We start from the raw sequence: 12,038 nt of genomic DNA, 5'->3' as shown, positions 1-12,038 counted from the left end.
TTCGGAACTACGAGTGCTGTACCATACCCATCATGGGTATCACAACTCAGGAACTGTCTGTTTCACCCAGTCCAAGAGCTCAAATATGTTGGTATAGACTCCCGGATAACCCGGTTCAGCACAGCCATACCCCCAACTCACGACACCCAGCTGGTACCAGGTGCCTTGATGGTTGTAAATCAAGGGGCCACCACTATCGCCCTGACAGGAGTCTTTTCCTCCTTCATCAAAGCCAGCGCACAGCATGTTTTTGGTAATAGCCCCGTTATAATGTTTTCTGGAGTTACAAAGCTCTCTGTCAACATAGGGCACCTGAACTACCTGCAAAGTGTCTGGCTGTCCCTTATCGTATCCCAGAGATCCCCAGCCCATAGCCTCAAATACAGAAGCTTTCTGAATGCCATCAAACTGTTCTTCAGAAATCAGAGGGACTGGTTCAATACCCTCAACGTCCTGCTGCAATTCGATAATGGCAATATCATTATCTATGGTTTCATTGTCATAACCAGGGTGTGTATAAAACCTTGCTACCTGGTAGAACCTGCCACCATCTGGCTCACTGAGTTTATGCCCTCCCAGCCAGACAGAAACAAAATCGGCATAATCCTCAACCGCTTCGACACAATGGGCTGCCGTTAGAACATACTTCCCGCCAATGTAGGCACCACCACAGAAATGAATCTCTCCAAATACTCTTAATGACGCCATATAAGGGCGGGAAAATGGAGAAAGCTCATCACCACCAACAATTCTTATTCCTGAATAAGCCCTCGTCTCTTCAGGATTTGTATTGGCATTTGCAGCAGATAATAAAATTAACTGACACAGTGCCAATACGGCCATTTGCATGAGTTTTTTCAATATTGAAGTCCCTTTCAACGTGAAACCCACAAAGATACTATTGATATTACAGTTTTGGTTTCTGTCGCTTAACAAGGCGGTTTAATGCACCTAATGAATGCAAGTGGGCATAAGTCCACGCCAGCCAACCGGAATCAAACCAGCTTTTCACTTTATCTTCTGGAATTGAAGTGAGCTTTTTCTCATCAATAACAAATAACCCTTCTAGCCTTAAGGGTTTATCTTTCTCCAAAAGAATCTGGAGATTAAACGGGGATAACAGATCAAGCTCTTTTAATTCCTGACAATAATTAAGGGTATTCTTATACTGCTGATCATAGTTATTAAGAAATTGAATAATGTTATTCAGGGTTTCCGTATTTTCACCGTCATCACTGAAGAGAGCTTCACCTTCTTCACCTTCAAACTGACTGGCGTTCTGATCAAAGCAGACGGTACCCTCATCAGTCAGAGCGAACGGATAGCGGCGGATAAAAGCGGGAATATAGCTGTCACTCCAACTGCCCGCCTCACCCAGATGCTTATGACCTGCATCCATCAACGAAAGAAGAGCAAGGGGGAAAAAGTTTCCTTGATCATCCTTACTGAATAGCACTGGCATATCACGACTGGCTTCAAAGAATTCGATACCAGTCAGTGGCACAGAATTTACATCTTCCGTGAAAGAGTAATCGGCAGATGCCTTGAACTTAAGGGTCTTGTGCACTTCGCGGTTCAGAAATGCCGGCTCATTGTAGAACAGTAATGTTGCCATAATCAGGGACCGCCTCTCTTGTTTTGTCTGGCTATAGAGCCTTTTAAAAATAGTTATTCTGACGTTTTTTAAGCTGACCTGAGCTTGAAATTCTCACACAGCGCAGTAAAGGTATCAACGAATAAAATGTTATATGCTTGTGAAGGTTAATCGATTACGATAACAGAGTGATAACAATGAATAATAATCGCTCATTTTCAAGCTTCTATTTCTGACTTTATAGTCAAAAATCAGCTCCATATATCCGGTTTATTTTTTCTAATGAAATAAAAGGATTCACCCAAGCAATGTCTACTGAAACCCTGCAGCTCAACGACACACTTTATCAATATATTTATAACGTTGGTTTACGTGAGCACCCGGTATTAAAAGAGTTGCGTGAAATTACCAGCCACCATCGCTACCGAATCATGCAAATCTCTGCTGAACAAGGGCAGCTCATGGGCATGCTGGCTAGATTATCCAATGCACGAAGAACCATTGAAATTGGCGTTTTCACAGGCTACAGCGCTCTCTCTGTTGCCCTCGCACTGCCGGAAGATGGGGAGTTAATTGCCTGTGATATCAGCAGCGAATATACCGACATTGCCAAACCCTACTGGGAAAAAGCCGGTGTATCCCAGCGGATTAAACTCCACCTGGCTCCGGCATCGGAAACTCTGGATAAACTGATACAGAAAGGTGAACTGAATCAGTTTGATATGGCCTTTATTGATGCGGATAAAACAGGGTACGACATTTATTACGAACAATGCCTGCAACTGATTCGCCCTGGCGGTTTGATTCTTATCGATAACGTACTGTGGAGTGGCAGAGTCGCAGACAAAGACGAAAATGATGAAGATACTGCGGCTTTGAAAGCCTTAAACCAGAAAATTCACGACGATCATCGTGTTGATATGATGATACTGCCGGTTTCCGATGGACTTACTATCGCTATAAAACGTTAGGGCCTGTTCACGTTTCATTGCGTGCCCAGTGGCCAAGAAAAGCGTCATATGTGCGAAAGACTCGTGCAGCGTGTAGTTATTCTACATCAAGAAAGTCTGACAAAGCAGATGGCGCTTTTCATGGCCACCCTTCGGGCGGACCAGGGCGCCCCTATGACTTCGTTGTGGCATTTTGAAAGGCAGCCAGCCTTCCTGCAATGCCGCGCCTTGCCATAGGCGCGCCCTGACCCGCTGAACTCACAACGAAACATCAACAGGCCCTAAGAATAATAAGCATAAAGCCCCCCCGCACGGGGAAACACCCAACAGCCCTATCAAAAAACTTCTCTTATTGTATTTTTCTAACTTAAAACGAGAAACCCCGGCATAAGCCGGGGTTTCTATGGGGTTGGATTATAAATTTTCGTTAGAAAATTTATTAGTCCATGATCTTGGCAACAACGCCAGCACCAACAGTACGGCCACCTTCACGGATCGCGAAGCGCAGACCTTCTTCCATCGCTACTGGGTTGATCAGAGTAGCAACGAAGTTGATGTTGTCACCAGGCATTACCATTTCAACGCCTTCGTTCAGTTCTACAGCACCAGTTACGTCAGTAGTACGGAAGTAGAACTGTGGACGGTAGCCCTTGAAGAATGGAGTGTGACGACCGCCTTCTTCTTTAGACAGGATGTACACTTCAGCTTCGAACTTGGTGTGAGGAGTAACAGTTCCTGGCTTGATCAGACACTGACCACGCTCAACGTCTTCACGCTTGGTACCACGCAGCAGGGCACCGATGTTCTCACCTGCACGACCTTCGTCCAGCAGCTTACGGAACATTTCAACACCAGTAACGGTAGTCTTGGTAGTCTCTTTGATACCAATGATTTCTACTTCGTTACCAACGTTAACGATACCACGCTCAACACGGCCAGTTACTACAGTACCACGGCCAGCGATGGAGAATACGTCTTCGATAGGCATCAGGAACGGCTGATCGATAGCACGCTCTGGCTCTGGGATGTAGGAATCCAGAGTTTCTACCAGCTTCTTAACAGCGGTAGTACCCATTTCGTTAGTGTCTTCACCGTTCAGAGCCATTAGGGCAGAACCGATAATGATTGGAGTATCGTCGCCTGGGAAGTCGTAGGCATCCAGAAGTTCACGAACTTCCATTTCTACCAGTTCCAGCAGCTCTTCGTCGTCAACCATGTCGGCTTTGTTCAGGAATACCACGATGTATGGTACACCTACCTGACGGGACAGCAGGATGTGCTCACGAGTCTGTGGCATGGGGCCATCAGCAGCAGAACATACCAGGATAGCGCCGTCCATCTGAGCAGCACCGGTGATCATGTTCTTAACGTAGTCAGCGTGTCCTGGGCAGTCTACGTGCGCGTAGTGACGATTTGGAGAATCGTATTCTACGTGTGCAGTAGAGATGGTGATACCACGCTCACGCTCTTCAGGAGCGTTGTCGATCTGGTCGAATGCACGAGCAGTACCGCCCCAGATTTCAGCACATACGCGAGTCAGTGCTGCAGTCAGGGTAGTTTTACCGTGGTCAACGTGACCGATGGTGCCGACGTTTACGTGCGGCTTCGAGCGTTCAAATTTTTCCTTAGCCATGTCTCTTAACCTTTAGCTATAAATAGTTCGAGGGTAGCAATATCAAGCAGGGCATTCTAACAGCCATTTTCATCGGAAAGAATTTCTCATGAAAAAAAAACATAAAAAATTCTATTATTTCCGAGAGCCAGAACCGTTAGAACCCCTTATTCAATATCAACCCTGGTTTTTGATGACCGCTTCAGCAATGCTGGCGGGCGCTTCGGCATACTCATGGAATTCCATGGAGTATGTAGCACGCCCCTGAGTTGCTGAACGCAGATCGGTAGCGTAGCCGAACATTTCACCCAGCGGCACCTGAGCATTAATCACCTTACCAGAAGGTGTATCTTCCATACCCTGAACAATACCGCGACGACGGTTCAGGTCGCCCATTACGTCACCCATGTAGTCTTCAGGTGTTACCACCTCAACCTTCATCATAGGTTCCATCAGGACAGGCTTAGCCTGAGGCGCGTATTTCTTCAGAGCCTGCGAAGCAGCGATTTTAAACGCCATTTCGTTAGAGTCAACATCGTGGAAGGAGCCATCGTACAGACGAGCTTTCAGACCCAGCAGTGGGTAGCCGGCGATAACGCCGTTCTTCATCTGTTCTTCGATACCTTTCTGGATAGCCGGAATGTATTCCTTAGGAATAGCACCACCCACGATTTCGTTGATGAATTCCAGACCTTCTTCGCCATCAGCAGCAGGAGAGAATTCAACAACAACGTGACCGTACTGACCACGACCTCCAGACTGCTTGGCAAACTTGTGGTTAGCGTCAACAGAACCTTTCAGCTTCTCACGGTAGGCAACCTGTGGCTTACCAATGTTAGCTTCTACCTTGAACTCGCGACGCATACGGTCAACGATGATGTCCAGGTGCAGCTCACCCATACCGGAGATGATGGTCTGGCCACTTTCTTCATCAGTGTGTACACGGAAAGATGGATCTTCCTGAGCCAGTTTGCCCAGAGCGATACCCATTTTTTCCTGGTCAGCCTTGGTCTTAGGCTCAACCGCAACAGAGATTACCGGCTCTGGGAACTCCATACGCTCCAGAGTGATAACACTGTCCATGGCACACAGCGTGTCACCAGTGGTTACATCTTTCATACCGATCAGAGCTACGATGTCACCAGCGACACACTCTTTCAGCTCTTCACGGTTGTTCGCGTGCATCTGTACCATTCGGCCAACACGTTCTTTTTTGTGCTTAACCGGGTTGTATACAGTGTCACCAGAGTTCAGAACACCGGAGTAGTTACGAACGAAGGTCAGAGTACCAACGAATGGGTCAGTCGCAATCTTGAACGCCAGAGCAGCAAAAGGAGCGCTGTCATCCGCTTCACGAGTAGCAACAGTGCCTTCAGCGTCGTCCAGAATACCTTCAATAGCCTTAACTTCTTTTGGAGAAGGCATCAGCTCGATAACGGCATCCAGAACAGCCTGCACACCCTTGTTCTTAAAGGCAGAGCCGCCGAACACAGGGATAATTTCATTCGCCAGAGTACGGGCACGGATACCGGCCTTGATCTCTTCTTCTGACAGATCACCCTCTTCCAGGTATTTTTCCATCAGCTCTTCAGTGGCTTCAGCAGCAGCTTCTACCATGTACTCACGCATTTCTGCGCACAGTTCTTCAAGGTCGGCAGGAATGTCTTCGTAAGTGAAGCTCATTCCCTGGTCTTCTTCGTTCCAGATGATGGATTTCATCTTAACGAGGTCAACCACACCCTTAAACTCGTCTTCAGCGCCAATGGTCATCTGCATTGGAACAGCATTGGCATTCAGACGGTCACGCAGCTGGCTGATAACCATTTCGAAATCAGCACCGGTACGGTCCATCTTGTTGACGAAGACCATACGAGGAACTTCGTACTTGTCAGCCTGACGCCATACGGTTTCAGTCTGAGGCTGAACACCGGAAGAACCACACAGTACTACTACAGCACCGTCGAGTACACGCAGGGAACGTTCTACTTCGATGGTGAAGTCTACGTGTCCTGGAGTATCGATGATGTTAACACGATGCTCTTCAAACTGAGCATCCATACCACGCCAGAAACAGGTAGTTGCAGCAGAAGTAATGGTAATACCACGCTCCTGCTCCTGCTCCATCCAGTCCATGGTGGCAGCACCATCATGAACTTCACCGATTTTATGGCTCAGACCGGTGTAAAACAGAACACGTTCTGTGGTCGTTGTCTTACCCGCGTCAACATGGGCACAGATACCAATGTTGCGATAGCGGTTGATCGGGGTTTTACGGGCCACGACTCAATCCTCTGATACTTAGAAACGGTAGTGGGAGAATGCCTTGTTGGCTTCAGCCATACGATGCACGTCTTCACGCTTCTTAACAGCTGCGCCCTTGCTTTCGGCAGCGTCCATCAATTCTCCAGCCAGGCGGAGCTTCATGGATTTTTCACCACGCTTACGCGCAGCGTCTACCAGCCAGCGCATTGCCAGGGCAGTACGACGGGCAGGACGAACTTCAACGGGCACCTGATAAGTGGCACCACCAACACGGCGGGACTTAACCTCTACCATAGGAGCGATGGTTTCCAGAGCTTTTTCGAACAGCTCCAGAGGCTCCTTATTGGTACGCTCCAGAACTACGTCCAGGGCACCATAAACGATCTTTTCAGCGACAGATTTCTTACCGCTGACCATCACGTGGTTGATGAATTTAGTGAGTGTTTTGTTGCCAAACTTAGGATCTGGCAGCACGTCGCGCTTAGCGACTACGCGTCTTCTTGGCATTGATAAGCCCTCTACGTCGGTCTTCAGGTAATCCAGGATCAACCAGTGACTTTCTCTGTTCTGAAAAAGCAGTGACCTGGCCTTACTCTCATCAACCTGATATTAAATTCTGACTCTTTCGAGCGTTTTGCCTGACTCCCCCCCCAAAGGGGCAGAACAGACGGAAACTTAAGCTAATCAGGCGATTAAGACTTAGGCTTCTTAGTACCGTACTTGGAACGGCCCTGCTTACGGTCGTTAACACCCTGAGTATCCAGGCTACCGCGAACGGTGTGGTAACGAACACCTGGCAAGTCTTTTACACGACCGCCACGGATCAGAACAACACTGTGTTCCTGCAGGTTGTGACCTTCACCACCGATGTAGGAAGTCACTTCAAAGCCGTTAGTCAGACGCACACGACATACTTTACGCAGCGCTGAGTTAGGCTTCTTAGGGGTAGTGGTATAAACACGGGTACAAACCCCGCGACGCTGTGGACAAGCCTGCAGCGCAGGCACGTCCGTCTTTCTAACCTTACGCTTACGGGGCTTGCGCACCAGCTGGTTAATTGTTGCCATTCAGCAAACTCCAATCTCTATTCGAGAACCGTTTCTAAGTGTTGAGTCTGAACCGTCAGAGGAAATTGCAGTCCAAACTCCTGCTTTAAACAGCAAAAGCCGGCACAAACCGGCTTATGCGACCCTGTCCACTACTAACTCACAAGAAGCGAACCACGGGCAAAATAAAGCGCAGAAATTTTACGGATCGACAATAGCAACGTCAAGTAGGGGATTCAGCCATATAAAGCGAGGAATAACCCATAGTCTGGCAAAGAAGCCTGTTTAACAGGGGATTCTTACTATATTAAGGAAGGTTAACAATAGACCTGAAAGGTGATTTTCGCGCAAAAAAGTTAACACAAGAAGGCCCAAAAAAACAGATAACCCAATGATTTATATGTACTCTTTAACAGATTGCCATTTTCAGCAATCGCTTACCCAGACAACAGAGACGGTATCTCTGCCAGAGCATTGCGAGATATGCTAAAGTCGCCACCTCACACACCTTCAAAGTTTAAAACTCAATGAAACGCGAACTGGCAATCGAATTTTCACGGGTCACCGAAGTCGCCGCCCTGGCAGGTTACAAATGGCTTGGCCGAGGCGATAAAAATGCCGCTGACGGCGCCGCAGTCGAAGCAATGCGCACCATGCTGAATAAAGTCGATATGCAGGGTGAGATTGTGATCGGTGAGGGTGAAATCGATGAAGCCCCCATGCTCTATATTGGTGAAAAAGTCGGAACCGGCAACGGGGAAAACATTGATATCGCTGTAGACCCGATTGAAGGCACCCGCATGACGGCCATGGGTCAGAATAACGCCATTGCCGTTCTGGCTGCCGGCGAAAAAGGCTCCTTCCTGAAAGCTCCAGACATGTATATGGAGAAACTGGTCTGTGGACCCGGAGCCAAGGGCATCATCGATCTGAACCTGGGTTTGCGTGAAAATATCCAGAACGTTGCCCGCGCCCTTCACAAACCCATCGAAAGCCTCGTCGTCATCACCCTTGCCAAACCACGCCATGATGCCGCCATTGCCATGATGCAGAATATGGGTGTTCGCGTATTTGCCATTCCTGACGGTGACGTTGCCGCCTCCATACTCACCTGCATGCCAGACAGCGAGGTTGACCTGATGTACTGCGTGGGCGGAGCACCCGAAGGAGTGGTTTCAGCTGCTGTTATCCGCGCACTGGGCGGAGATATGCACGGCCGCCTCGTAACCCGTGACAAAGCCAAGGGGGAAACACCGGAAAATATTGAAGCAGGCAGACTGGAAGCTGAACGCTGCCGGGAAATGGGTGTTGAACCAGGCAAAGTACTGCGCCTGAATGATATGGCCAGCTCCGATAATGTTGTCTTTTCTGCCACCGGTATCACCAAAGGCGACCTGCTCCAGGGCATCATGCGCAAGGGCAATATCGCCACCACAGAAACCCTGGTGGTTCGTGGCAAATCCCGTACAATCCGCCGCATCCAGTCCAGTCATTACCTGGATCGAAAGGATGATGATATTAAGAACATCATCCTTTAATCCACAGGCCTGACTGTCTAAATAAGCCGATACCAACCATAAGCAGCCTCTCACCCTCTGGCTGCTTATATCATTTTGTTGAGCATTGAAGTATGAGCTGTCACCGAATTAACGAACTCATTGAACTCCTCTCCCCCGAGTGGCAAAAACAGGGTCACCTGAACCTGGTTCAGATTATTGAAGCCCTGGCCACAGAAGCTGGCCACAAAGGGCCCCTTAACGAAGTAACGGATGACCTGCTGATCTATCACCTGAAAATGAAAGGCGAAGCACCCGATGCCATGATTCCGGGTATTGCCAAGGATGTTGAGGTTGACTTTAAAGAAGCTCTTCTAAAGGCTCGCGGCTTTAAGTAGTCGCACCCCCAGCATTGCGCGTGAGACCCTGTTTGTTCTCACGCCCCCTCTGGCATTCAAAAAACATCTCTTAAGACCCAAACCTGCCGATGCAAACAATCTGGGCAATCATCGGAAACCTGTATGGCAATAACCCTCACAATAATTGCCAATTCATCCATCGCACTGATCATTTCAGTATTAGCCGATACAACCTGGGCACAACCCTCAGAGTCGTGGTATCAGCAAGTCTGGTGCGAGGGGATGGATGGTAAAGTAGAGCACCGGCTTAAAGATGGCCGACGTATTGACTGCCTCACCGATCAATACGCGATTGAAATTGAGTTTGCTCGCAAGTGGCCGGAGGCAATCGGTCAGTCATTGAACTACAGCATGCTGACCGGCAAGAAAGCAGGGATAGTCCTGGTCCTCAAATCCGCAGAAGATCAAGCTCACTGGCGACGGCTGCAGACCATCATTAAACACTACACGCTTCCCATCAAACTGTGGAAGCTAGGCCCATAGTCAATTGCGCTGAGCCCAGATAAAAAACTCACGATTTCCATCACCACCGGTAATCGGGCTGTCAAAGTAACCACGTATATTTAAACCAAGACCTATACAACAGGTCTTAATTGATTGCTCAACCTCTGAATACAAACTCGAATCCCTGACAATACCGCCTTTCCCCAAACCACCAGGCCCGACCTCAAACTGAGGTTTAACCAAACTTAGCAGCTGCCCCCCCTTCTTTAGCAGAGGCACCAGCGACGGTAAAATTTTGGTCTGGGAAATAAACGACACATCCATAACAGCAAGATCAAACCCCTGCCGCTGTTCGGTATAGTCCAGCAGTGTTGAAGGCAATGCACGGGCATTCATCCCTTCAAGACAAACGACCCTTGGATCATTTCGCAGTGACTCAACCAGCTGGCCATGACCAACCTCTATCCCCACTACTCTGGATGCCCCGACATTTAATGCGCAATCAGTAAACCCACCGGTAGACTGCCCAACATCAATCACTGTTGCTCCTGCCAAGGCTATACCTGAAACCTCCAGGGCTCCGGCCAGTTTCATTCCACCTCGGGAGACAAACTGATCCGCATCATCCTGCTGGATATCAATCTCAATCCAGTCAGGGTATTTCTGGCCAGCCTTGCCCGGAGTTTCCCAGTCACCGGACTGCCGGACTTTTACCCTGCCTTCACTGATTAATCGCTGGGCTCGACTTCGAGAAGAAACTTTACCCTGATCCACAAGAATAAGATCGAGTCTACGCATAAAAAACATCAAATAAAAATCACTACTGACCCGGTATTATACACAACTCTCAAGCCAGTTTAGGCACGACTCTAGCCACACACCTACTTCAAAGGAGGATACAACATTGAAACGTATCCGCGTAATGACAAAGCCTCGCACACTGGAACAATCAACTTTTAGAATTCTCCAGACTCCCTCTACGACCATTTTTCCACGCGCGATATACCTCACTGTAGAATTTATCTACTTTATGCATCACCTCATGCTCACTTTTTCCATCAGCTATAAACAATGAAGCAGTCAAAGCGTGAAGTAATTCATATTTAAAATTGTCAGACACATGCAGCCCCCCGACACCCTGAACACCACCTTGACATGAACGGAGAAAAGAGACTGCCAATTGTTCATAATCAGGTCTATGCTTCCGACTTACTCCAGCGCATGTTTTTTGAAAACTCTCCCCCAAAATAGCTTTTGGAATATCATCAATATTTTCTCCAGCTAAAATCAGCCTATACAGCTCATGCAAAAGAACAAGATCGGTGTGTCGTCTTCCAGTAAATACCACCTTTGTGAATTCTTTTATAAATTCATCCACGACTTTTTCATCTGACTGACCTTGCAGTGTTGATCCCTTCGTATTACAAATATCTGAATAAATTCTTTTACCTACAGCCAATGCTCTTTCCATTGCCATAGGATCCACAACATCATCACTGAATTTCTCACGGATCATTTGAACATCACCGAACACTTCCATTAGTGCGGTCAAGCAGGCCTCCAAATTAGTATTGTTTCCAAAATCCCTTTGCTCGACTGGCGAAGGGCTTTTAACAGCAGTGCCAGGACTGATTTCTTTATTCATTGAGCCACGATCAGAATCAGAAGCACTACCAGCCGCATACATTAGCCCGCCGAAACCAAGCACAGGTAGGCTAAGTACACCGCTGTATACACCAATACAGGCTGCCACTATTCCAATTCGATCACACCAGGTTTTATTCTCCCTGTAAGTCTCTTTAACAGCAGGCAAAAAGTTTTCAGTTGTAGAAACATATACATCCCGCATCCAAGCTTTCGCACTCTGCAAACGAGCTACCGCCCCTGTGGTAGCATGCTGTGATTGATCCTGTAAACCCGATGTCTTTAATGTTGATGACGCTTCCATACCCCACTCCTCAGAGAGCCCAAGAATAGTTTTGGAACTCCAACAGTCATTGGAATAATACCAATTGAATTTTCTAACTACTGTATAACTGCCCAATCACGGGAGCACAGACTGAACAGTCGACCAGCTTCGCTGCAAAGGTTATTCCAAGCTTCACAGCAACAATCTACAATATTTTCATAACCTGAAAATGCTTTGTTTGATAAGTCATGCTCCCGCATCCACTCCCATAGCCTTTCTGAGCTGTTTAACTCCGGTGCGAATGGT

General features: G+C 47.8%; 12 protein-coding genes and 1 pseudogene. 4 read left to right on the top strand and 9 right to left on the bottom strand.

What is annotated here, in order from left to right; translation table 11 throughout:
• Positions 1–39: 39 nt before the first annotated feature.
• Both AK963_RS08290 and AK963_RS08285 read right to left on the bottom strand, forming a co-directional pair.
• Positions 40–861, bottom strand: coding sequence for a serine protease (locus tag AK963_RS08290; RefSeq protein ID WP_139117313.1), 822 nt, complete (start codon positions 859–861; stop codon positions 40–42).
• Between the two features lie 46 nt (positions 862–907).
• On the bottom strand, positions 908–1,615 hold the full coding sequence (locus tag AK963_RS08285) for a SapC family protein (protein ID WP_066014992.1): 708 nt from the start codon (positions 1,613–1,615) through the stop codon (positions 908–910).
• Positions 1,616–1,902: 287 nt separating this feature from the next.
• On the opposite strand from AK963_RS08285, the gene AK963_RS08280 reads away from it, so the two are divergent.
• Complete coding sequence (locus AK963_RS08280; protein ID WP_066014991.1) at positions 1,903–2,565, top strand: class I SAM-dependent methyltransferase; 663 nt, start codon at positions 1,903–1,905, stop codon at positions 2,563–2,565.
• A 418-nt stretch (positions 2,566–2,983) separates the two neighbouring features.
• Here AK963_RS08280 and tuf read toward each other — a convergent pair whose 3' ends face one another.
• The 4 genes from tuf to rpsL form a co-directional block, all read right to left on the bottom strand.
• The gene (gene tuf / locus AK963_RS08275; protein ID WP_066014990.1) at positions 2,984–4,177 is read right to left on the bottom strand and encodes an elongation factor Tu; all 1,194 of its coding nucleotides are present in this window, start codon (positions 4,175–4,177) and stop codon (positions 2,984–2,986) included.
• Positions 4,178–4,333: 156 nt separating this feature from the next.
• Positions 4,334–6,436, bottom strand: a complete 2,103-nt coding sequence (gene fusA, locus AK963_RS08270) for an elongation factor G (RefSeq protein WP_066014989.1) — start codon at positions 6,434–6,436, stop codon at positions 4,334–4,336.
• 18 nt (positions 6,437–6,454) lie between these two features.
• Entirely contained in the window at positions 6,455–6,925 is a 471-nt protein-coding gene (gene rpsG / locus AK963_RS08265; protein WP_066014998.1) for a 30S ribosomal protein S7, read from the bottom strand.
• Between the two features lie 185 nt (positions 6,926–7,110).
• Positions 7,111–7,485: a 30S ribosomal protein S12 gene (gene rpsL / locus AK963_RS08260; RefSeq protein ID WP_020581766.1), complete on the bottom strand. Its 375-nt coding sequence runs from the start codon at positions 7,483–7,485 to the stop codon at positions 7,111–7,113.
• Positions 7,486–7,991: 506 nt separating this feature from the next.
• On the opposite strand from rpsL, the gene glpX reads away from it, so the two are divergent.
• The 3 genes from glpX (at position 7,992) to AK963_RS08245 (ending at position 9,862) form a co-directional block, all read left to right on the top strand.
• Positions 7,992–9,002 (top strand): class II fructose-bisphosphatase, encoded by a 1,011-nt coding sequence (glpX, locus tag AK963_RS08255; RefSeq protein WP_066014988.1) that lies wholly within the window; start codon positions 7,992–7,994, stop codon positions 9,000–9,002.
• 92 nt (positions 9,003–9,094) lie between these two features.
• On the top strand, positions 9,095–9,358 hold the full coding sequence (locus AK963_RS08250) for a YihD family protein (RefSeq protein ID WP_066014987.1): 264 nt from the start codon (positions 9,095–9,097) through the stop codon (positions 9,356–9,358).
• Positions 9,359–9,481: 123 nt separating this feature from the next.
• Positions 9,482–9,862, top strand: a complete 381-nt coding sequence (locus AK963_RS08245; protein WP_139117312.1) for a hypothetical protein — start codon at positions 9,482–9,484, stop codon at positions 9,860–9,862.
• Here AK963_RS08245 and AK963_RS08240 read toward each other — a convergent pair whose 3' ends face one another.
• From AK963_RS08240 to AK963_RS35200, 3 genes and pseudogenes are all read right to left on the bottom strand, one after another.
• Positions 9,863–10,621 (bottom strand): TlyA family RNA methyltransferase, encoded by a 759-nt coding sequence (locus AK963_RS08240; RefSeq protein ID WP_066014997.1) that lies wholly within the window; start codon positions 10,619–10,621, stop codon positions 9,863–9,865.
• 151 nt (positions 10,622–10,772) lie between these two features.
• A complete protein-coding gene (locus tag AK963_RS08235; RefSeq protein WP_066014985.1) occupies positions 10,773–11,771 on the bottom strand; it encodes a hypothetical protein in 999 nt (332 codons plus the stop codon).
• 77 nt (positions 11,772–11,848) lie between these two features.
• Positions 11,849–12,038, bottom strand: a pseudogene (locus AK963_RS35200) (IS630 family transposase); the annotation flags it as partial.

Origin of the sequence: Endozoicomonas atrinae, assembly GCF_001647025.1 — a bacterium.
Classification (GTDB): Bacteria; Pseudomonadota; Gammaproteobacteria; order Pseudomonadales; family Endozoicomonadaceae; genus Endozoicomonas; species Endozoicomonas atrinae.
Note: the sequence above shows the minus strand (reverse complement) of the source record. Positions and strands in the feature narration are given on the sequence as shown.

What these genes read in the sequence shown, in the direction of transcription:
- AK963_RS08280 (WP_066014991.1), top strand. Translation starts at nt 1,903, where the DNA reads ATGTCTACTGAAACCCTGCAGCTCAACGACACACTTTATCAATATATT.
- AK963_RS08235 (WP_066014985.1), bottom strand. Translation starts at nt 11,771, where the DNA reads ATGGAAGCGTCATCAACATTAAAGACATCGGGTTTACAGGATCAATCA.
- tuf (WP_066014990.1), bottom strand. Translation starts at nt 4,177, where the DNA reads ATGGCTAAGGAAAAATTTGAACGCTCGAAGCCGCACGTAAACGTCGGC.
- AK963_RS08250 (WP_066014987.1), top strand. Translation starts at nt 9,095, where the DNA reads ATGAGCTGTCACCGAATTAACGAACTCATTGAACTCCTCTCCCCCGAG.
- rpsG (WP_066014998.1), bottom strand. Translation starts at nt 6,925, where the DNA reads ATGCCAAGAAGACGCGTAGTCGCTAAGCGCGACGTGCTGCCAGATCCT.
- AK963_RS08245 (WP_139117312.1), top strand. Translation starts at nt 9,482, where the DNA reads ATGGCAATAACCCTCACAATAATTGCCAATTCATCCATCGCACTGATC.
- AK963_RS08240 (WP_066014997.1), bottom strand. Translation starts at nt 10,621, where the DNA reads ATGCGTAGACTCGATCTTATTCTTGTGGATCAGGGTAAAGTTTCTTCT.
- glpX (WP_066014988.1), top strand. Translation starts at nt 7,992, where the DNA reads ATGAAACGCGAACTGGCAATCGAATTTTCACGGGTCACCGAAGTCGCC.
- rpsL (WP_020581766.1), bottom strand. Translation starts at nt 7,485, where the DNA reads ATGGCAACAATTAACCAGCTGGTGCGCAAGCCCCGTAAGCGTAAGGTT.
- AK963_RS08285 (WP_066014992.1), bottom strand. Translation starts at nt 1,615, where the DNA reads ATGGCAACATTACTGTTCTACAATGAGCCGGCATTTCTGAACCGCGAA.